This window comes from Paenibacillus mucilaginosus 3016 (assembly GCF_000250655.1).
Classification (GTDB): domain Bacteria; phylum Bacillota; class Bacilli; order Paenibacillales; family NBRC-103111; genus Paenibacillus_G; species Paenibacillus_G mucilaginosus.
This window is the reverse complement of sequence record NC_016935.1, coordinates 2,473,873-2,497,260: the sequence shown is the minus strand read 5'-3', so window position 1 is coordinate 2,497,260 and position 23,388 is coordinate 2,473,873. Positions and strand designations below refer to the sequence as shown.

Sequence of the window (23,388 nt, the reverse complement as noted above, 5' to 3'; positions counted from 1 at the left end):
GAGGATTCACCCCGCCTTCCAAGCTATCAATTGGGCAATCGCCTGTGCGCTCTCCGCACGGGTCACCTCATCTTTGGGCACGAATAGACCGCTGCCCCGTCCGTTAATCAGCTCCAGTGCCTGCGCCTTTCTTACTGCATCCAGCGCCCAGGTGCTGACGCTTTCTTCATCAGCAAACCCTTTGGCATGGGCCGCATCCGCCTGGGCGCCTTTAGCCTGCTTCTCATAGGCACGCACGAGCATGATGGCCATCTCCTCACGGGTTATGGTCGCATCCGGTGCGAACCTCGTATCTGAGAGTCCGGTTACCACTCCCGCTTCGCCGGCAGCCGCCACAGCACCCGCGTACCAGCTTGTCGGGGCCACGTCAGTGAACGTCACGGCCCCTTGCGCCCCAAGGCCAAGTGCCCGCACGATCAACGCGGTGAATTCGGCGCGGGTCACCGGCTGGTTCGGCGCAAACTGCGTATCATGGATCCCGGCAAGGATGTGTTTGGCGGCCATTTCCTTAATGACTCCCGCCGCCCAGAACGAATCGCTCACATCGGAGAAGCTCTTATCGTAGCTGACCACGGCATATTTGCTAGAATGGCTGACTTGCGCAGCCCACTTGCCGTCCTCCATCCGGCCTCCCGCATATTCCATAGAACCGTCATCTTCGATGCAGTAGACGCCCAGGAGCTCTGTCTTGACATCACCTGAGATTCGAAATGCAATCGAGATTTCCTCGTCAAACTGGGATAATGTTTTTTCCACTCCGTCTTTGCCAACTATGGCAAGCGAAAATTCAAGCATCTCCCCTGCGGCGGTCAGCTTCGCCTTCGACTTCTCTCCCGCTTTGTTCAGCAGCATGGTTTGATCCGCCAAGGATACGGGCTCCATCTTAAGGGAGATCGTCGCATCCTTCCGTTCGTCCGCCGGGAGGAAACTCTGCAGTTTCACCAGAACGGTACCTGGAATGGTAACCGTCACATGGTCATTGGAGATCTCGATGCTATTCTTGTTGGTAATGACGGCTGCGTCAGCGGGAAGAACGACCATCTTGGCACCACCAGCAATCGAAACGGCGACTTTGCCATCCGGGTCGGCCTGAGGGAGGTTCACCGTCTCCGGTTTCGGATCAATGGCTATCCCACCAGCCGTGCCAGGGCGGCTGTTCCCCTTCAATGCCACCGGAACATTCAGATTATCAAAATTGATATGCCCCCAGCCGCCTGTTGCCTGGTCGACAACCTGAATATAGAGGAGCTCTCCCTTGTACGCCGAAGCATCCCACGTTACACGGCGGTAGGCTTCATTGTTGTCTCCGGTCTCTTTCATTAGAATCTGGCCGTCGGAAGCACGAACAAGGGCAGTATAAAGCTTATCGATATCCCTGCCGCCGCCAATCAGGAAGCTGATCCTGCCATCCCCGCCTAATGTAAAGCTTTGAGTTTTCAGGGAACCTGTCGCAGGATCTCCAATCTCCGGCGTAAATCCCCACAAATGATAGCGCTCGGGGTCTTTGGCAGCTGAGGCTTGGTTAAAGGGCCCTCCCCACCCCCAATCATTCACCTTGACGACATTCTGATTGGAAAATGAATCGCCTTCCACTGTCCACCCGGACAAATCGCCCTTCTCAAAATCGGCATTGGGCAGTTCGCCGACAGGCTTCTTCTGAACCTCAGAAACCGGCCAGCTGGCTGGCACCTTATCTCCATAAGCGGAGTTCATCTCCCATACCTGCAATGTCTCAATGGTAGTTTGTCCCCCTTCGCTCCACAGGCGAAGGCCGAGTGCATCGGCGCGCGTCGGATAAATCCGGGAGGTGATGCTGTTCTTCCCGTTGGCATAAGCCTCCAGCATCGAACGATCGAGATAGATATGCAGCTTTAACACATCCCCGTCGAGCTCCATCCTGCCGCTCTGGATCCCCTTCTGCACATCCGGGTCCAGAGAAGACTTCCATCTGTCCAGGCTCAGCAGCTGCTGTTCCGCATCATAAACCAGTCGGGTCTCCTCTTTGCCGTCCGCGGTCTTCCGCAGCGAAAGGCCAACCTTGTTCGCTGCACCGATTCTGGCTTCCAGGACAACCTCCAGCATATCGCCCTGCACTTGAGCCAGCTTGGCATTGGCGGCTCCCATGGAAGTCTGGGTTAGATCCACCAGCTTCCGGCCACGAAGAGATTGAAGCTCGGTAATCGGCTCCACACCGAGCGTGCCGTCACCGCGCAAGGATAACTCGAGCGGCAGACCGCCATTATGCGCCCAGCCTGAATCCGCATGCTGCTGTTCTGTGCGTCGATCCTGGGTAATGCTGAACAAGATCGAACGTCCTTGACCATCTACCATCCCGCTCGGACCGGTAAAATGTTCGCCAAAATCGAACATGCGGGGTTCTTCGTGATCGGGGACGAATTTGTTGTTGACTTTATCCCAGGTGCCAATCCAGTGGAAGACATACTTCACATTATCGGCATCATAGTGGTCGAACCACGGATTAATAAAAAAGGCATATTTCATCGTTCCACTGCTGTCCTTGCCCAGCGGAAGAAATACGGGAAGCTCCCACACCTGCCCGGTTTGATGATACTTCTCATAATCGCCGACGAAGAACGGACGCTGGTAAGTCCAGTGAACCATATCCTCCGAGGTATAGAGCAAAGCCGTTCCGCCTACGTTTTTGATTCCGGACCCTACCAATTGGTACCACGTATTCCCGTCCTTCCATACGTAGGGATCCCGGAAATTGCCGTACCATACTTCGCCTTCCTCCGCCGGAAGATTAGGCGCTTGAGTGGTTACCGGTGTTCCGTGATAAACCCAATTCTGCAGGTTGACATCACCGTCATTCGTGAAGGTGCTTCTGGCAAGTCCCGTCGCCTGATTAGGCGAAGCCTTGTCATTCCCTGCCGTAAAGAACAAAGCAGGATTGCCATTGTCGTCGATCACCGCGCTGCCGGACCACACGCCGTCGGGGGTTTCCGAACCCGCTTCCGGGGCAAGGGCAACGGGCATATCCTTCCAGTGCACCATATCCTCGCTTACCGCATGCCCCCAATGAATCTGGTGCCAGTAAGGACCTTGCGGATTAAACTGATAGAAGATGTGATACTTGCCGTCAAAATAGAGCGGAGCGTGCGGCTCATTCATCCAGTGGCCGGGCGCGATCAAATGATACTGGGGCCGATAGCGGTCTCCATCGTAAACGCTCCGGTCAAAATCCATGGAAGGCGCAGGGGCCATGCCTCCCTCAAAATTCGATGCGACGGTATGATAGTCGTTTTGAATCTCCTCTGCAGTCAGAGACCGATTGAACACTTTCACTTCATCGATCATGCCGTTAAACATATTGGCGGTGAAGACCCCGTTAATCACAACGCCGGAGTTATTTTTGCCAATCATAAAATCTTGGTTCGCCGGAGAGATGGGGAGCTTCTTCTCCGCGGCAGCGATCCCTGCCAGTTCGCCATTCAAATACAGCTTCAGCTTCCCGTCGGTTCTACTGTAGGTGGCAGCGATGTGAGACCACTCGAATTTGGGGAGCGGTTTGTCTTCATCGGCCCATACTTCCGTCCACTTTCCGTTAATCCCTGCCTGGAACGACCACTTGCCATGACGGCCCATGCCAAGAATGTAGCCGGTGCGGGTATCACTGTCGTATTGATTGACTATCGCGGATAGCTTCCCCCCATCGCCCCACTCATAAGACCTGGGGGCAACCCAGGATTCTATGGTGATTTCATCCGCGGGCTTGGCGATTTCATTGGCAGGTCTGGCGATCCAAGTGGAGTATCCATCAAAGAGCAGCCCTTGGCCGGCAGCGCCTGGTCTCCATAAAGGTTCGCTGTCCGGTTTGTATTTGGCATTGTTGAATACGTATTGAACCGCGTCATTCTTATTGCGGACATCGTCCTTGGCAGCCGCTCCCTGACCCTCGTCCAAACGCCAGCTGCCGATCAGACCGGATCCTTTGACCTGAAAATCATCGACATTGATATGGCCGGCCGGATCCCCATCCACAACTTGAATATAGAGCTCCTGGCCGAGATAAGGCGTTGCATCCCACTGGATGCGGGTATATGCCTCCGACCGAGTTCCGGTCGCTTTCATCAGCACGGATTGATCTGAAGCCCGGACCAGGGCCACGTAAAGTTCGTCTGGGTTAGCTCCGCCGCCCACAAGAAAAGTAACGAATCCCGTTCCGCTCAGCCTGAAGGGACGGGACGTTAATGTTCCCGTATCTTTGTCCGCTTGACCATAGCCGGACACGTGATAGGCACCTTCCTGACCATATGGCGCTGCAGGGTCACCAAAACTGGATTGATCGGTCAGCGCACCGGTAAACGCATCGCCATCCGTGGTCCAACCGCTCCAATCGCCGGTCTCGAAACCAGGATTCTCGAGAGTGTCCGGAGTTGTCGAGTATAGATTGGCTGCTATAACGCCATCCGCCGGAACCGATTCTTGGTAGGTAAAGAATGCATCCGCAAACATCATTCCCCAATCCGATTCGGCATTGTCGACCAATTCAAGATAGAGGTTCTCGCCCAGGTACTTGGACAGATCCGCCTTGTACTGAACCATATTGGCAAGCCGCATCCCTTGATCGATATTCGGGAAATTCACATCCTTGAACTCCGTATTTCCGTAACGGGCGATGAGCTCATCCGTATCCGCATGGTATACGTTCACATGCACAAGATCGGTGTGTTTGCCGCCGCCCAGCTTAAACGTAATCCAGCCGCTTCCGCCCAAGGTGAACGCAGACGAACGAAGGATACCCGTGTTCTTCTCGTCATACCTCCAGCCGTCAAGATGATAGCTGCCTTCCTGGTTGTAGGGGATGTTCTCGTCCCACCAGGTCGGATCGCCGGACACGCTGCCCGGTCCGAAGGCGCTGCCGGCGACAACCGTCCAGCCCAGCAGGGTGCCCGATTCGAAGCCGGGATTGCGCAGCTCGTACCGGACTGGATTATACAGATTCTTCGCAAGGACACCACCGGTCGGCGTATCCGGAAGATAGGTCCTGAAATCGTCGGCGAAGACGACTCCCCAGTCACTTGTGGCATCGTCTACAATCTCAACATATAATTCCTCCCCTATATACGATCGTAAATCCGCTCTATACTGCACCATATTCGCCAGCCGAAGGCCCTGGTCGACATGCGGGAAGTTCAGCTCTGCGAATTCCGTGTTTCCGTAACGCGCCACCAGCTCGCCGCTCTTGGCATCATAGACATCGATATGGGCCAAATCGGTATGTTTCCCGCCCCCCAGTCGGAACGTAATCCAGCCGGTTCCGCCCAGCTTAAACGCAGTCGAACGCAGCTTCCCCGTCTTCTCCTCCGGATAGGTCCAGCCGTTCAGATGGTATTGGCCTTCTTGGTTATAAGGGATCTTCTCAGCCCAATAGGTCGTTTCATTCGATACGCTCCCCGGACCGAAAGCTTCCCCTTCCACAACGGTCCAGCCGCTCAGATCTCCCGTTTCAAAGCCGGGATTTTGGATTTCCTTCACGCCCGGATCGTACAAATTGTCGGCTCTCACACCCTCACTTGGCTTGGACTCATGGTATGTATGGATGGCATCGGCGAACAGCAGACCCCAGTCGGATGTACCGTGATCTACGATATCGATATACAGATGCTGCCCGATATAGGGGCTCAAATCGGCCTTATATTTCACCAGGTTGGCCAAGTTCAGGCCAAGCTCTACGTTCGGAAAATTCTCCGCGCTCCACTCCGTATTGCCGTATCGTGCTAACACTTCACCCGTATCCGCATTGCTTATTTCAATGTAATCCCGGTCCGTGTGTCTGCCGCCGCCGAGCATAAAGGTAATCCATCCGGAACCGCTTAAGGTGAAGGTGGAAGAACGTACCCTTCCTGTGGCCGATTCTTCATGCTTCCATCCATTCAGATGGTAGGTGCCTTCCTGCCCCGTAGGGAATCCCTTCAGCCCAGTACATGGTTTCGTCCGATACGCTGTCCGGACCGAAAGCACCTCCGTCGATCACCGTCCAACCCGTCATGTCTCCGGTTTCAAAGCCGGGATTCTCAAGGGTATTCGCATATACCGTGGAGGTAACAGGGGTTGATCCCTTAATGGTAGCATCCGCAGGTGTGAAAACCGGCTCCATGGTATCCGCATAGACCGATGAGGCAGCGGTTGTTACTGTATGAGCAGCATTCGTAGAAGGGAAATCATCAGCATAGGCTCTGTCAAGGCTGATTCCAGGTCCCCCTGTCGACAGCATTATCGACAGGATGATCGTATGGATCAGGCTGAAACGAAAGTTCTTTATTATCAAGAGTCTGCCTCCTTTGATCCAAATATTGCGCTTACATATTGTTTCAGTTCATTCTCCCCAAACCTATACCGACCATGTCGAAGTATAGACTGGAGAGAAGAAAACGATGCCGCCTTATCGTCTTGAGATCGGCGCGTATGAATAGATGGATTGAAGCGGGTGGAAGTCCAAGCGATGAATGGTCGCTTCACCGCCGCGGGCATACAGCTCCAGACCTACGCTGGATGGGTCAGGGAAGATTTGGTCGGTCACGGCCACTTCCCCGTGATTGGCGAAGATCTCAATGGAAGAGTGGTCGACGAATAAATGAAGATGAATCCGGCCTTCAAGGGGCTCAAGCCGTGCGTCATGCCTGCATGCGAAGCCAGGATGAAATGCACTTTCGCCAGAGTGGGTTCGGCAGACGAACAGCTTTCTTTCGGCCGCACGATATCCGACTACCGTCTTCTCCGTATCCGAGGTTCGAAGATGAAACCCGACTTCCTCCGCGCTGCCAACGTCAAATTCGCAAATCAGTTCGTATCGGTCGCCCGTCACATCCTTCAACAGGTTATCCCCGGGACGAATGGTTACGCCCCCCCACTGCCGGCTCTGCTCCTGCTGCCTCAGTTCCTGCAGCTCGGAAACCGGCTGCTGCACCACTCGAATGCCGGAAGGTGTACGCCGCAGCCGCAGCTCTCTCGGAAGCGTCATGGCGCTTCTCCATTCCTTCGTCGGCGTCAGATTGCAATATTTCCAGTTGCTCATCCATCCGATAAACAGCTTCGCTTGATCCGGCCGCTGAACATCCGACCAGGTAACACCGGCATAATTGTCCCGGCCGTGATCCAGCCACAGCACCGTATCCGCAGCATTCTCATTCGTAAAGGTCCTTCCGTCGAACTGTCCTATGAAATATTGAGTTCTGGAACCCTCCGGATGATCGGGATGATCTCCGATACTGACAATCAGCACCCACTTGCACTCGCCTTCCGAGCCCTCGACCGGCAGCTCAATGAGATCGGGGCATTCCCATACCCCCTCATGTGAACCTTCCGCCGTGCCAAATTCACTGGCGAAGGTCCAAAGCTTCAAATCATTCGAGGTGTAGAACTGAACATGATCACCGGCAGCCAGCACCATGACCCAATGCTGCTTCTGCTCATGCCAGAATACTTTAGGATCCCGGAAATCCGTATACAGCTCGTTCGCAAGAACAGGATTGTTCTCGTACATCGTCCAGCTTCTGCCTTGATCCGTGCTGTAGGCCAGGCTCTGCCGCTGTCTGGGACGGTCGGAATCCGGGTACTGGTCAGCGTGCGTGAATATCGCCACAAGGCCCGGCCGGCCGCCGAAGAGGCCGCTGCTATCCTTCCAATCCACTACGGCGCTGCCCGAGAATATAAAACCGTTGTGATCCGGCTTCAACGCGATCGGCAAATGCTCCCAATGCACCAGATCCGAACTGACCGCATGTCCCCAATGCATCGGCCCCCACGTTGTCCCATTCGGATGATGCTGATAAAACAGATGGTACTCCCCTTCGAAATAAACCATGCCGTTCGGGTCATTCATCCAATGGGCCGAAGGGGTAAAGTGAAATTGCGGACGAAACTTTTCGTTCTGAAATTTTTCATTCTGGAATTTTTCATTCAGGTATGGAGTGGTCAATTCGTGTTCATCCTTCCTATTCAAAGACAAAGCCTTATTCGTTCGTGAAGAACAAACCGGAACCACTGGAATATCGCTCCGGTTTGTTCTTCCGCATTAGGTGCCGGATATCATGCGGCTTGCTTTAGCTGTTGTTCTTCTTGAAATCGTCGTAGCCCTTTTGGTAGATTTGGAGCAGCTTTTGCAGTCCGATCTGATCCAGTTTCTTCAGGTAGCCGTCCCATTCTTTCTCGACGCCGCCTTCCATGAGCCACTTCGCTTTCATTTGCTTCGTATACTCTTTGAGCTGGGTCTCGATCTGGTTGATTTGCTCCAGATCTTCTGCGGAGAAGAAGACGAAAGGATAATTTTCTTTTACCTGGTACGGGAAGTAATGCTTTTGCAGTTCGTCCAAACGCTGCTTCGCGCGCGGCTCCATCTCCACCAGCTTGCCGAATGCGTCCTTCGTAATGACAACCGGTCCGCCTGGAGCTACTTTAATACGGTATTCGCCGGCCGTTGTCCCTTGCGGCACCGGCAGGTTCACAAGCTTGCCGTTCTCTTCCTTGTACACTTCACCGATCGGTCCCCAGTGCGCCTGGATCGCCGTCTTAGGTTCATACAGCTGGTCTACCCAGCGGGCAGTAATTTCCGGATGCTTGTTCGCCTTCGTAATCACGAAAGAGTCGCGAGAGTACTCGGAGTAGTTGCTTTTGCCGATGAGAATTTGGCCTTCTTTATTTTTGAGAGGCGGCATCAGGACGTAATCTTTCATCCGCTCTTCGCCGACAATCTCGGCTCCTTCCCACCAAATAAAGGATCCCAGGGTTTCATCGGTGGTTTTGCCCTTTGCCTTCAGCTTCTCCCCATCCATGCTGGCGATTTCCTTATCGATCAATCCCTCTTTGTACCAAGTATGGTAGTAGGCAATGGCTTCCTTATATTCCGGGAGAGCCAGCGAATAGTGGACCTTGCCGTCTTTGACGATCCGGTGGTCATCCGTCGTTACGTCCGGCGCTCCGAACATCCCCAGCAGATCTCCTTCGTTCCCGCACCAGCCCTGGAACCACCAGGAAAGCGGAATGACCGTCCCCTTGCCGTTCACATTATTGTCCTTGAACGCCTTCAAGGCGTCATGGTACTCATCCAGCGTCGTCGGCACCTTCAGATTCAATTGATCCAGCCACTTCTTGTTGATGAACATCTGGTTGGGCATGTTGATGAGATTCATCTCTTCTGCGTAAGGCAAGGAGTAGATATGCCCGTCGGGGGCCGTGACCACCGCTTTCAAATCCGGACGCGCCTCGAATAACTTCTTCAGGTTCGGCATGTACTTATCGATCAGATTCTCCAGCGGGATGATGGTTCCTTCGCTGCCGTATTTAATCAAGTCGAAATCCGAGAATTGTGCGTTATAGAAGGCATCCGGAAGATCGTTTGTCGCCAATAGCAAGTTCTTCTTCTCTTGATAGCCGTCGCTTGCGATATTATTCCACTCAATATGCACATTGGATTGGGCCTCCAGATTCTTGAAGAAGGTCATTTCGCCGAAGCTCGGAGCTAACGGATTTTTGGGGGATACGAACTTCAATGTGACCTTATCCTTTACAATCGGGTATCCGGTCATATTGATTTCGGCCGCCGGAGTACCGCCTTCATTCGACTTGGACGCGTTCGAATCCCCAGCTTCTTTGTTGCATGCGCTTACCAGCAGACTTGCCATGACCAATGGCACAACAGACGCAGCATATCTTTTTTTCAATTTCTTTTCCTCCCTTTTTTACACGCTGATCAAGTAACCGCCCTTTTCCCTCACAAGCCAACGTTGATTCTGGAATCCACCACCCCCTTTACGGCTATCTTCCCAAAAACCGGCCGGACTATCCTTTCACGCTGCCGATCATGACCCCCTGGACAAAATAACGCTGGATAAAGGGATATACGATGAGTAACGGCAGAGAAGCAATCACAATGACACCATACTTCAACAAACTGGCCACACGCTGCTGGACTTCCGCCGATTCCACATCGGTCACGAATTGGCTCGCGAGCTCGTTCTGAATGACCAACAGGTTGCGCAGCACCAGCTGCAGCGGATACATCCGTTCGTCCCCCAGGTAGATCAGGGCGTCGAAGAAGGAGTTCCAGTAACCGACGGCGTAGAACAATGCCAATACGGCAATAATGGCCTTGGAGAGCGGAAGCACGATCTTGGCAAAAAAAGTAACGTCCGAACATCCGTCCATCTTCGCAGCCTCAAGCAGTTCAACGGGAATCGTATCCTGGAAAAACGACCGGGCGATAATGAATATTAAAGAGGGATACGGCCTTCGGCAGAATCAGCGCCCACATCGTATTGATCAGATGCAGCTTTTTGATGACGAGATAGGTAGGGGATCAACCCGCCGGAGAAGAACATGGTGATGAGCAGGTATACCATGATCGTATTGCGTCCATATAAATCTTTGCGCGATAGAGCGTAGCCTGCCAGTACCGTGAGCAGTACGTTAATGGCCGTACCGACGCTCGTATAGAGGATGGTGTTTTGATACCCTCTCCAAATGCTGCCTTCCTGGATGATTCTCGAATAGCCTTCCATCGTAATGCCTTTCGGCCAAATCCACATCTCCCCATTGAGAACCGCTGTGGGGTTGCTGATGGAAGCGATAAAGACGAAATACAAGGGATACAGTACAATAATCGCGATGGCCGATAGAACGAAATAGTTCAGGACATCGAATATCAAATCGTTGCGCGATCTTAACGTTGCGTTGGTCTGACCGACGGACACGGTTCGTCCCTCCTAGAATAAGCTTGTATTGGACAGTTTTTTGGCGGTTTTGTTGACGGCGATCAGCAGGATAAGATTAATGACCGAGTTAAATAACCCCACTGCAGCGGAGAAACTGTATTGAGATTGCTTCAGGCCCACCTTGTAAACATAGGTTGAGATAATTTCCGAGCTCGGTAAATTGGTCGGTGTCTGCAGCAGATACGCCTTCTCGAAGCCCACCCCCATCACATTGCCGACCGCCAGAATCAAGAGAATAATCGCTGTAGGCATGATCGAAGGCAGATCGACATTCAAGATACGCTGCCACTTCGTTGCACCATCGACGATGGCCGCCTCATGAATTTCGGGATTCACGCCGGCCAGGGCCGCAATATAGACGATGGCACTGAATCCTGTCCCCTGCCAGACATCGGATAAGATATAGATGGCTTTGAAATACTCCGGCTGGGACATAAACAGAATCGGTTCTTTTCCGCTCAACTGCACGATAGCCTGATTGATAATTCCCGTCGGAGACAGGAAAACCAGAATCATGCCCGACAAGACGACAGTCGATATAAAGAAAGGGGCATACACCGTGGTTTGAACGAACTTCTTAAAACGCAGGTTCGACACTTGATTCAACAGCAAGGCAAGAACGATGGGGAGCGGAAAGGTCACGATCAGACCAAGCACACTGAGTCCAAGCGTATTGCCAATCAGCTCCTTAAAGTTATAGGAGGTAAAGAACCGTTCGAAGTGCTCGAACCCTACCCAGGGGCTCCCCAAGATTCCCTTCGTCACGGAAAAATCTTTAAACGCGATGATGACCCCGTACATGGGCCAATAAGCGAAAATTGCAAAATACAAGAGCGTGGGCAGCAAGAAAAGGTAAAGCTGATAATTGTTTGCAATCGCTTTGAAACGACTTGAATTCAAAAGAATTTACCTCGCTTTCGATGTATATTGAATCGTTTCCATTTCAGATCTGCAGTGACCCCCTTTTTACGAATAGGAAACGGTTTCGTGCGGTTTTTTTGAAACGTTTCCAAAACCCCGATCAAGACCCCATCCAGGCAATCGAATTTGAAACGTTTCCAAATCGGGTGAAAAAATCAGGCCCTGCGTAAGAAGCTACGTTGTCTCCCCGGGCCTGAACTGTACCGGAATCCGAATGGTGTCCAGCGAAACCGACTCTCCGGCGATTTGACTCAGAAGCAGTCTCACCGAGGTGCGGGCCATCTCCTCTACCGGCTGGCGAATCGTGGATAGAATGGGATGGAAAAGCGTGTTATCTTGAATGCCGTCATAGCCGATCACCTTCACGTCCTGAGGAACACGGATCCCGTACTTCTGCGCTTGATCGATGTATTTGGCCGCAAAAATATCCGTGATGGCAAATACACCATCGACCTCGCGATGCTCTCTAACCTTGAAGAAGTTACCGAAGTACTTCAGATCGTCCATCACAGGGTCAGGCTCTTCGTAGACGATATAGTCAAGCCCCAAGGACTCCGCCTCGTCAATGAACCCTTTCTTCCGGAGCATCGTCTCGCTAAAAATCGCGGTCACTACGCCCAGGAAAGCCGGCTTACGAACACCCGCCCTGTACAATTCCCTCATGGCAATCCGGCCGCCGGTATAGTTATCCGACGTAACGCAGGGGACGGATTTGGAAAAGTGACGGTCGATGCTGACGATCGGAATCTCCGTATCCAGACTGCTCTCAATATCGTTATAGGTAATCCCAAGAACCCCCGCCACTTTGTTCTGGCTGAGCGTATCGAAGTAATACAGTTCCTTCGCCGGCTTGCCTCCGCTGTTGCACAGAATCAATTTGTAGCCTTCACGGTCCAGCTCGTCCTCAATGTAATAAGCAAGCTCCGAGAAGAATGGATTCCATATGCTTGGCAGCAGCAGCGCGACTAGATTGGATTTTTGCATTTTAAAGTTCCTGGCGATTTCATTCGGCACATAATTCAACTGCTTAATCGCTTCCAGGACCTTTTCCCGAGTCTTCGGTTTGACGGAAGCATGATTGTTGATGACCCGCGATACGGTACCCACACCAACTCCGGCCAATTCCGCCACATCTTTCAAGTTTGACAAGCCTGATACCTCCCGCTGCACACTGCCTCTTTCCTTGATATCCATATCATAACACCTATTTGGAAACGTTTCAATATCATTTTGTGAGAAAGCTGCAATTTCAAGCATCAAACCTTTCAAGCATCAAAAAAATAGCCGTGATCTTGAAGAGTATTCTTCCAAGTCTCACGGCTATTTTCATCGGCTGAACCTTCGTTTGTCCCTAAGCTAGCCCAGCCTCTTTTCCAAACTACTTCCTGGTTACGCTGATGTTATAAAGGGCTGACGCTTTGCCGTCTTGAGACGTGACGACAATCTGTGTTGATCCGATCCCGACGGCCGAGACCGTAAAGCTGGTTTGTCCGGTGCTTGCATCATAAACGGCATATGCCACCTTGGCCACGTTAGGATTCTTGGACTTCACCGTTACCCTTTTATTCTCGGCAGTCTCCGGACCAACGGACGCCGTTACCGTGGATTGAGAACGCAGCTTTAAGGTTTCAGTCGTTTTATTCAAGGTAATGGAAGATACATAAACCTTCTCCGGTTGTTCTGCAGCCAGCATCATGGCAGTCAGGAATACGAGCGGAGAGTTATAGTTCAGCGCCTGCTCATTCGTTTCCCAGTCTACGGTCGAATGATTGTAAGCTTTGGCCGGGAATTTGGCCTTCCCGTTATTCGGCCCCCCCACCATATAGCCTCCCGGCATTTCCACTTTGAAATCTCTCATAAAGATCTCATGATGCGTCCGGTGAATCCGATTCTCGCCGTGACCGGTAATGTAACTCAACTGCAGCGGATTGATGCCGAGCAGGTAATGAAGATTGCCGGAAGCCACCTTCAGATTCTCCGCGTTATACTGCCCGGTAATCATGCTTCCGATAGCCAGACTCATCGGTACGCTGGCCACATTGGAATTGGCTCCCCAATAGAACCCCTCGTTCGTGGAGTTGCGCCACACCGCGGTATTCAGGGTTGTATCGATCACCTTGGCGCGCCAAGCCGTAAACTGCTGCGTAAACCATGCTTTGACCGCCGCATCCGGCATATTCGATTTGAGGTAATGATAATAACCGATCATTTCCATCCCGTTAATTCCGTGCGAGAAGTCCGCGGTACTGAATTTGGAAGCGAAGGCTTGATAATGGGCCTGCACGTAAGCGTTATACTTCTGCTCACCTGTTGCACGGTACAGTACAGCCGCGGCATAGAAGCGGTCATTGAGGTCTTCCTGATCATTGTACGGTCCGTCCGGCTGTGCGATATACTGCGGATTGACCTCAAGAAAATTCCATCCGCGGACAGCCGCTGCGAGGAGCTTGGCGGCGTACGCCGATTGCCCCGGCACCCCTTTGAATACCACAGCAGCATGGGCTAAGGCTCCAACCGTATTGGCCGTCTGGGCGGTAGGAATAACGCTTGCAGAGCCTGTACCGTCCATGATGTACCGGTTCGGGACAGGTTCACGGTTCACATAAGCGTAGAAGCCGCCCGATACCGGGTCCTGCATCTTCAGGAAGAAATCCGTCTCGAATTTAATTTCGTCAAGCAGATCCGGAACGCCGTTCCCGCTCTCCGGAATATTCAACTGCCCGTCCCTGAACTGCTTCGGGAACGTTTCGTACGCCCACAGCAGATCCGATACTGCTGTCGCACCGGCCGTCACGTATTTGCCGGTATCTCCGGCATCCCACCAGCCTCCGGACACGTCCCTCGTTATACTGCTGGACTGAAGGGGAAGCGCAGCATCCTGCTTATGCGCACCGGTACGGGCATACTCACCGGCGTGGGCTGCCTGCAAGTCTGCGTTGGCTCTCTGATAATAAAAGAATTTCGTGACATCTTTCAGCAAACCGCCATACACGCCGCTGTTTATCTCAAAAGGGACGGAGGGAACTGCCACTTCATTGACGGTAACATAGAACGAGCCCGTTTCCTTCAGCGGTGTGAAATCCGCTTTGAGCACTTTCTCTCCGGAGAGAGCGTCATAAGCTTTGACAAGGGATAATTGACCCGAATAAGCTATGCTGTCATCCGACTGTCTTCTTACCTGGAACGGGGTGCCCGGTCCGGCGGATACTTCGTTGTAGTACCCGCTGACAAGCGCGTACTTGTCACTGCCGGGCGTATACCCGACCTGGTTGACTTTGATCGGCATCGCGCTCGCTTCCTTATCCGGCGATACGATGCGAATGTTGCTGATCCAGAACGTAGACGGGCTGCTGCTTGTCCCGGTTAACTTCAGAAGCTGAACTTGTTTCTTTTCGAAGAGGGCATTGCTGCCCGTGATGGTCTTCAGCGGAATCGATACGTGCTGCCATTCCCGAGTTACCGGAACGTAGGAATTCATATCCTGCGACAGGGCATCCTGTCTTGTTTCCTCAGGCTGCGCGTCCGAATCCGTGAAGAACGCCCCGTTCACTCTCCGCTCATGGACCACATCCTGGAACCCGATCTGCACCTGCTCGCCTCCGGCTTGGCCGATGATATCAAACTCCAGCGTCCCATTCTCATCATACGGAGCGAGATTGAAAGTCTGCCATCCATTCATAATAAACTGGCTGGCCCAAGAACCCGTAACGTCATGCCGGAACGCTTGCCTGCCTGCATAGCTGACGGATGTCACCGTGCTTCCGTAGCCCCAAGCGTAACTGTCGATATTGAGATCACGCAGCTTGTTCCACTCCGGCCCTTCGGGCGGCAGGTAGGGATTCGTCTCGCTTGCATGGACACTGACCGGCTGCGGCAGCATACTGCATGCCATCGTCAAAGCCAGGATCATGGGAAACCATTTCTTTCTTACGCGAAGCTTGCCTCCTGTGAACATCGTTACATTCCTCCTGAACTTATTAAGAAAACGCTTGCATAAATACTATATCCCTTCATTTCCGTACAAACTACATGAATAAATGCTATAGTTTTCATTCAAAAATTGGTTGTTAATTTTAGGATTTAAAACCTTTATCTATGATAATATCAAATAGAATATCCAATCACTGACGATAGGATGGTGTTTCGATTGGCGTATAAACAGCCGCTCTTTGGTACTGCTGGTGATGATCTCATCCGGATTTCCCCCGAGGGGAATCAATACGTCTTTGGCCGCGATGGGAACGATACAATCCATGCACTGGGAACCCGCGGAGGAAGCCTAATTCATGGCGGTTCAGGCGATGATCTGATTACCGCTGAGGGCCCGAGTCATCGGATCCATGGAGGCGAGGGAAAAGACCAGTTTATACTATTTTCCGGGGAAAACATCGTATTAGACAACCAGGGGAATGATGGGGCAACTTTCATCGGTACCGGTACAGACGCGAAGATCGCGAACAATAAAGTCGATCTTGGGATCGGAAACGACTATGTGAACGCATATGACCAGAAGAGAATGAGAGTGAACATGGGTGAAGGCGACGATAGATCCCGTCTTTACTCACACAGCGGCAGCATATGGAAAGGTGGTGACGGTGACGACGAACTGGTGATTTTCTCTACAACAGGAGGACGCTATGAAGGTGGAGCAGGCAACGATCATTTCATAGATTGGCCTGGTGACGAATATTCACCTCCAAGCTGGAGTGAGGGAAATACCTATTTCGGCGGACAGGGCAAGGATATTTTTGAGTTGTCCGGTTCCCGTCATACAGTTCATGGTGGAGATGACTCAGATTGGGCCCACGGCTATGCGTCCAATTCGGTACTGTATGGAGAGAGTGGCGATGATTCCTTAAACACATCCACATTCAGATCATCCATCTATGGTGGAGAGGGTAATGATTCTTTGGGTGGAACTACATCCATGTCGTCCTTCTATGGGGGACAAGGCAATGACTCGATTGGAACAGGGTGGGCTCTTCATGATTACAGTATCGGGTCCTATATGGATGGCGGAACTGGAGACGACCGTCTTTCTACCGCGGGGATGGATTCTTTGATGATCGGCGGTTCGGGCAATGATAGTTTAATGCTAGGAGGCAATATTTACAAATCAGGAGATTTGAACACAACAATGATTGGCGGCTCGGGTTCGGATCTATATGCCATTGGACCCACTGTTGGAAAGTGCACCATACAAGATGATGGACTCGCTGGAGAGGTAGATACGTTAAACATTTTGACAGCGACCTATAAGGTGGGTGAAACCCAGTTTACCCGCGAGGAAGGTGATCTGATCGTCACCTTAATAGACGAAGTAAACGAACAGCATGAAGTGCTCGTTGAGGGGTTCTTCGGAAGCCCTGCCTCCAGAATCGAGCGTTTCGTATATGGAGAGGGAGAAGACAGTTTCGTCTTCACTGATGCGGATGTCGAGCGAATGATCCAAGCAGCTTCGGCTGCCTCTGCAAGTACGGCAGGTGAATATGAGAAAGTATCAGTGACTGGAGCCCAGCTGCAGGAGCTTCTGATCGGCCCCGCCATAGGATGAAGAGTGACAGCATGAAGGCCCACAATCTGCCCAATAGGCGGAGATGAACAAAAAAAAGCGCGAGTTGTGGGAGTTAAACTCCACCCAACCCGCGCTTTTTTATAAAACTGAAACCATAACATTTCAGCTTACGCCTTAAATAAAGAGAGACCTGGCACTAAAGCCACGGTCTCTCCTTCTGTTCAGCCGCTATTCGAGCGACGATCCGTTCCATACCAGTCATTTCTTTGGAGAACGGGGTTATGACGGGGTAGATATCTTCTGTGGCAAGCCCAAGATATTTATTTTGTTTCATAAAGTTGGCCAAGGTACCTGATGGGCCCAAGTCGATATAGATCTTCGACTTCTCTGGCTTCAGCGCTTTGATGGCGCTGCGAAAAAATAGGGGTTCGCGCACGGCTTCCCAGAGGAATTCTGCATCCAGGTTCTCTTGTTCTCCCCTGCAGCCGGAGACCACTTTCATTCGCGGCGAATGAAGCGTAACGGAACCAAGATGCCTTGCATAAGGCATCCTGGCCGCTTCAATCCAGCGGGAGTGGAACCCATACGGGACGGGAAGCCGTTGGAAGGTGATCTCCCGCCCTCTGAGGTATTGCTCCACTGCGGTCAAACCGGCCTCACCTCCAGCCACAACAAAGTGTGTATCGTAGTTCACGGAGGCGAGTTCCGTGTTGGTGTGAAATACCGGCTCGTCGTAATACAGGGAATACGGTGCCAGGACCGCGGTCATCCCTCCGGGCTCGCACTCTGTTCGAATCATCTCGGCTTGAACGATGACTGAGGCCAAGGCCGTTTCGTAATCGAGAGCCCCCGCAACGGCACATGCCGCATATTCGCCCAAACTGGTCCCCAAGACATATTGGGGGTGCAATCCTAGCTCCATAAAGACATTCGCCAAAGCATATTCCAACATGAAAATGGCTGGGTGCGTGTACTCAAGGCGGTCAAAGTATTTGCCTGCAGGCTGCCGCTCATCATACAGCTCCCGGGTTACGGAGTACCCGCCGATCGCAAGGCAGCTCCGGTCCAAGGTGTCCATCCAGTGGCGGAAAACAGGGTGCCCGTCATATAACGCTCTACCCATTTGGTAGTACTGTGACCCCTGTCCGGAGAACATAAAAACAATCGGTTTGTCCACATCCATCACCACCGATTCCGATAGATCCCATTATACTCTGACCCCGTGCAGCTGCTTCATCTTGTCCTTGAACCCCTCGAGGAACTCGTGCGTAATCCCCCCGCCGGAATACAGCCGCTCACAAAATTCGAAAATCCTCTCGTATGACCTGGCTTCCGACAGCAGCACCATATGATTAGAAGCATCCACGTCGATCATATGCAGATTCGCGAACTGCCGCTCCCATTCCTTCCAATAGGCCGCGCGGTCCAGAACGGTAGAATCCTCTGTCGTGGAAAAATAAGGCTCGAGCTCCCCGAAGATAAGACCCCGTTTATTTCGGAAATAGTAGCACGCTACCGCATGGGGTTCCGGCAGCGGCATGGCGGTATACCGGTCAAACTGGTAAGCGTGCTGGATTTTGACATTGGCTTCAATCATGGCTTGGAGCTGCTCTGCCGTCTTGGTCAACCCCCGCCCGCTGCCTAGCCCGATGAGCTGCTGAAGAAGCTCCCCCTCTTCCAGGCCGAAGGTGACTTCGTCGCGATGAATAAGGGTTTGTGCGAATTGCTCCGGCTGCTGAAAATGTTTCGATGCCAGTGCCAAATTGACGGCCTGCAGAACCGCCGATGTCCTGGATACGGCGCCTTGCTGGAAGGCCGGTCCGTACGGCGAATCCAGCATCACCACCGTATTCACGGTTTTCCCTAACTCTTGAAGCTGTCGTACGACCTCATAGGCAATCACCCCTCCCAGAGAGTAGCCTCCCAAGTCATACGGCCCTTCAGGCTGCACCTGCAGCAGGATATGCACATAATAAGCGGCCATGGCTCCAATGCCTTGAAGTGGAGAACGGCCGGTCATCCATCCCCTCGCCTGAATGCCATAGAACGGACGACGGCTCGTTTGGGCTAGAGCCTGGTACATCTCCACCCCTCCTAAGCCGCCATGGAACCAGAACACAGGCCGCTCATCGCTGCCATGATTCAGCAGGATGAGCTCCGGAAACGGTGTTACATCGATGGCGTGGCCCTTGATATTGCCGCTTGCCAAAGGAGTGGCTTCGGCATAACGCTGTACTGCGGATTGGACCTCTTCCAGCGTCCGGCATTCTTGAAGCTTCATGAGATCGAAGGACGGGTCCAATTCCCTTTGCAGCTCCCTCAGCAGCTGCATCCAAAGAATCGAGTCCATCCCGTATTGGTCCAATGGCGTATTAGGATGAAGCTCCGAAGGGAGCATGCCGAGCAGACGGGAGACGATCTCCGTTACCCTGCCCGCATAGTTGATGGCAGTCTTGGAACTGCCGGCGGTTTCAGCGGCGGCTGCCTTCCCGATGCGTCTGCTGCCGATTGTGTCGGGCAGCGGCCAGCATCGCCTTTGTTCAAACGGATAGGTCGGCAGCGATATCCTCCGGGGCCTTCTTCCCTGATGGAGGAGCTCCCATGGAATGACGGCACCTTCCGTCCACTTCCGGGCCAGAACATCCAGCTTCCTCATCCGGAGCAGCACTTCGAGCTCTTCCGCTTCAACCGGGGCGGACGGTTTGCCAGCAGCACCTGATCCCCGCACTTCCCCGGTGAATAACGGGGCGGTTACTCCGTTCGTTGTGCTTCTATCAAGAAATCCTGCATAGGCAGCCAAGCCGTGCAGTAACTCCTCCCTGCTGTTTACCACGAAAGCGAACCGGGACTCCAGCCATTCCCGGCCAATCTGAAGCGTGTAGGCCAGATCGGGCAGCCGTAAATCCCCGTTACTCCGCACCCAGTCATGCAGCCGCTGCGCGGCTTCAGCCAGACGCTGCTTGTTTTTGGCGGACAGGATCACGACCTGACTCTCACGGGAGTCACCCGTTTCAGATGAAGCTTCCTGGGGTGGAGCATATTCCTCAATGAGCACATGCGCGTTCACCCCGCCAATCCCGTAGCTGTTGATGGCGGCCCGCCGCGGAATCGGCCCGCCATCCCCGGCCTGCAGAGGTTCCCAGCTTTGGTGCTGGCCTGTGATGCGAAACGGACTCTCCTCCAGCGAGATATGAGGGTGGAGCGCAGTGAACCCTTGGACGGCCGGGATGACCCGATGCCGGATGGCCTGAACCGCTTTGATCAGCGAAGCCAGCCCGGACGCCACTTCCGCGTGACCCATTACAGGTTTCAAGGAGCTGATGAAGCAGACAGACTCTTCCGGAGAGTCGGCACTTCCCCTCTCCGCCGCCAGCTCAAGATAACCGGACTTTAAGGCCGCTACCTCAATACCGTCAGCCATCGGGGATGCTATCCCATGTGCTTCGATATACGATACGGTACGCGGATGAATGCCGGAGTCCTTGAAGGCCTGCGCCATGGCCGATTTCATTCCCGCAGCATGGGGCGAGGTGAGGGACATCCCTGCTCCGCCATGCGCCACACCGGTGCCCCGGATGAGCGCGTATACCGGATTTCCGTCCTTCTGAGCTTGGGACAAGGGCTTGATCAGCAGGGCTCCCACCCCTTCGCTGCGCACGAAGCCGTCGGCCTCCGGCTGGAACGATTTCGCTTGACCGCTGGGACTCAGATACCCCATGGCATCAAAGCCGGTGAACCCGACCGGCGAAATGAGCAGGTTCACTGCCCCGACGATCGCCTGCTCGCACTCACCGAGCCGTATGGACCGGACCGCATGGTGCAGCGCCACCAGCGTGCTGGAGCATGCGGTTTCACAGTACTCGCTGGGTCCCTTCAAATCCAGCGCGTAGGAGATCCGATTAGGGATGAGAGAAGGAACCACTCCCGTCATGGCCTGCGGACTGTCTTTGTTGATCGAGACCAGACCCATATAATCACCGGGTCCTGCCGCTACGAAGACGCCGGTTGGACGCTCCGACAAGCTCTTGGGGGCCACACCCGCATCCTCGATCGCCTTCCATACTTCCATGAGCAGCAGCCGCTGCTGGGGATCCATCATCTCGGCTTCCCGCGGAGAGATGCTGAAGAAGAGCGGGTCGAAGTTCTCGACGCCGTTGATGAAGCCTCCCCAGCGGAGTCCGCTGTCTTCAGGCTCCGCAGTGCCCTCAAGCTCCGACCTCCAGTCCCAGCGTTCTACAGGAATCTCATCGATGCAGTTCTTCCCTTCCATCAGGTTATGCCAGAACTCATGCACATCCTCCGCTTTCGGAAACCGGCCGCTCATCCCCACGATGGCGATGGGCTCGGCGGACGCCCCTGCAGCTTCGCCCTTCACCGGAGCGCCTCCGGTTTCTTCCACACCGGGGGCGGCAGGCAGCGGCGCCTTCCCTCCCGGACGCAGACGAATTCTACCGGGAGGAGTTGGAACAGATTCCGCTTCCTCCGCATACTCCGCGAGGACAGAGGCTGCCTCCGTTACCTCTTCTGGGACGTCCGGATCTTCGCCGCCAAAGTGACCGGGGTACTCGGCGATCAGATATTCCGCCACCTCATGAACGGTTGTATATTCGAAGAAAAGGGTAGGCGTCAATTCCAGGTGCAGGTCATCATTCAGCCTGTTGGCAAACTGCGTAAACGAGATCGAATCAAAACCGTAATCGCCCAGCTCCGAATGCACGTCGATCTCTTCCTGTTTCACCATAAGCAGTCTGGATACGGCTGCCGTCAAAAGGGTCCGGACCTGTTCAAGCCGGCCCGCGGCGTCCTGTTTGGCGGCAGGCGCTGTCTTGGTGCGAGCAGGTGCGGACAGCGGGCTGACAACCGGCAGCAGCCTCGGCCGGATTCGTGACAAGCGTCCGACCTGAATCATCACCTGATCACGCCCGGAAGCCCAGCTCCTGTAAAGGGCCTCCATGCCGGTCCGGGTCGGCATAGGGACCGTACCGAGACTCTGCAGCATGATTTTCTCCACCTCGAGGCCGACCTGCATTCCCCCGTCCTTCCAGAGAGGCCAGTTGACGGATAGCATCCGGCCGTGCCGCCGGCCGGAGGCCGTCAGGGAATTGCGATAGACTGCATACGCGTCCAGGAAAGCATTGGCCGCCGAATAGTCGGTCTGCGCCGGATTCCCCATCGCTCCCGCTACGGAGGAGAAGGCAATCATAAAGTCCAGCGGGATCGATTGACTTGCCTCATCGAGCAGGACCAGTCCCTGCGCTTTGGGTGCGATGACCTCGAGCATTTCCGGGACGGTCTTTTTCTGAAGCAGATTATCCCGGATGACCCCCGCTCCATGAATGATGCCATCAAGCTTGCCGTAGTCGATCATAATGCCGCCAATCAGACGGGACACCTGTTCAGCGTCCGTCACGTCCACCTGCCTGTAGTCGACTTGAGCTCCAAGGGCCTGCAGTTGTTCCAGTTCCGCCCGCCGCGCTTCCCCTAGGATGGATCGACCGGTGAGGATCAGCACAGGAGCCTGGACCCGGTCGGAGATTTCCCGCGCAAGGAGCAATCCGATGCCGCCGGCACCGCCGGTCAGGAGATACACGCCACCGTCCTTCCAGGGGAGTTCCGGCTCCATCTCCCTGGTGATCTCGGCCCAGCCGCCAGTCCAGCGCCTGTCTTGACGGTAACGGATGCGCTTATCCAATGGACTATGGCTGCATTCCATCAGCTGGTCCGCAAGCACCGGACCGGCCGCTTCGCTTTCAATGACCTGGCCGACCAGCTTGCCGTTCTCGCTCTGGGCCGCCATGATCAGGCCGGACAACCCGGCCAAGGGCTCTCCGGTTTGCGGCGGAATGACGATTTGCACAAGAACTTTGCCCCGGGACTTCTCGGCTAGAAGAGCTCTTACTTCCTCGAAGATCCGGGTGCAGTGGGCGGCAAACCGTTCTCCCACCGACGCCGGTCCGGCCTCCAGGACCAAGCAGCGTGCACTGCTTAGGCGGCTTCGAAGGTGAGGAACAGAACCGGCACCCGTTTCGCATAAGACAATCAAATGCTTCTCGTAGGCTTGGACCGTCCCTTCCGCTGCGGGCAGCTCGTTCCAGACGGGTTCCAGGAGAAGGACATCGATCGGCTCCGCATCACTTGAAGGCTGCGCCGGGCTTTCCAACGTACGGGTTGAGAAGCCTTTCATTCTTACACAAACCAGTCCATTGTCCCCGATCAGGT

Annotated in this window: 8 protein-coding genes and 2 pseudogenes (1 of these 10 only partly in view); 1 reads left to right on the top strand and 9 read right to left on the bottom strand. The window is 53.8% G+C overall.

The window, feature by feature from the left end; translation table 11 throughout:
• Positions 1-6: 6 nt before the first annotated feature.
• From PM3016_RS36755 to PM3016_RS10845, 7 genes and pseudogenes are all read right to left on the bottom strand, one after another.
• A pseudogene (locus PM3016_RS36755) lies at positions 7-6,292 on the bottom strand (S-layer homology domain-containing protein).
• A 114-nt stretch (positions 6,293-6,406) separates the two neighbouring features.
• Positions 6,407-7,942: a glycoside hydrolase family 32 protein gene (locus tag PM3016_RS10870; RefSeq protein WP_014369471.1), complete on the bottom strand. Its 1,536-nt coding sequence runs from the start codon at positions 7,940-7,942 to the stop codon at positions 6,407-6,409.
• Positions 7,943-8,066: 124 nt separating this feature from the next.
• Positions 8,067-9,683, bottom strand: coding sequence for an ABC transporter substrate-binding protein (locus tag PM3016_RS10865; protein ID WP_014369470.1), 1,617 nt, complete (start codon positions 9,681-9,683; stop codon positions 8,067-8,069).
• Between the two features lie 118 nt (positions 9,684-9,801).
• A pseudogene (locus PM3016_RS10860) lies at positions 9,802-10,712 on the bottom strand (carbohydrate ABC transporter permease).
• Positions 10,713-10,724: 12 nt separating this feature from the next.
• The gene (locus PM3016_RS10855; protein ID WP_014369469.1) at positions 10,725-11,633 is read right to left on the bottom strand and encodes an ABC transporter permease; all 909 of its coding nucleotides are present in this window, start codon (positions 11,631-11,633) and stop codon (positions 10,725-10,727) included.
• A gap of 195 nt (positions 11,634-11,828) precedes the next feature.
• Positions 11,829-12,803 carry a LacI family DNA-binding transcriptional regulator gene (locus tag PM3016_RS10850; protein WP_041617796.1) on the bottom strand — a complete coding sequence of 325 codons (975 nt, stop codon included), beginning with the start codon at positions 12,801-12,803 and terminating at the stop codon, positions 11,829-11,831.
• Between the two features lie 229 nt (positions 12,804-13,032).
• Positions 13,033-15,609, bottom strand: a complete 2,577-nt coding sequence (locus tag PM3016_RS10845; protein WP_014369468.1) for a glycoside hydrolase family 9 protein — start codon at positions 15,607-15,609, stop codon at positions 13,033-13,035.
• 192 nt (positions 15,610-15,801) lie between these two features.
• Here PM3016_RS10845 and PM3016_RS10840 point away from each other — a divergent pair, with 192 nt between their 5' ends.
• The gene (locus PM3016_RS10840; protein WP_013915599.1) at positions 15,802-17,208 is read left to right on the top strand and encodes a calcium-binding protein; all 1,407 of its coding nucleotides are present in this window, start codon (positions 15,802-15,804) and stop codon (positions 17,206-17,208) included.
• 157 nt (positions 17,209-17,365) lie between these two features.
• Here the strand turns inward: PM3016_RS10840 and PM3016_RS10835 are convergent, their stop codons facing one another.
• Both PM3016_RS10835 and PM3016_RS10830 read right to left on the bottom strand, forming a co-directional pair.
• Positions 17,366-18,352, bottom strand: coding sequence for an acyltransferase domain-containing protein (locus PM3016_RS10835; protein ID WP_014369467.1), 987 nt, complete (start codon positions 18,350-18,352; stop codon positions 17,366-17,368).
• A gap of 24 nt (positions 18,353-18,376) precedes the next feature.
• A protein-coding gene (locus PM3016_RS10830) for an SDR family NAD(P)-dependent oxidoreductase (protein WP_014369466.1) crosses the window boundary here: on the bottom strand, positions 18,377-23,388 show its final stretch. It continues 13,078 nt past the right edge of the window; only the last 5,012 of its 18,090 coding nucleotides appear in the window; its start codon lies off the right edge, out of view — the gene reads right to left on this strand; it ends in the stop codon at positions 18,377-18,379.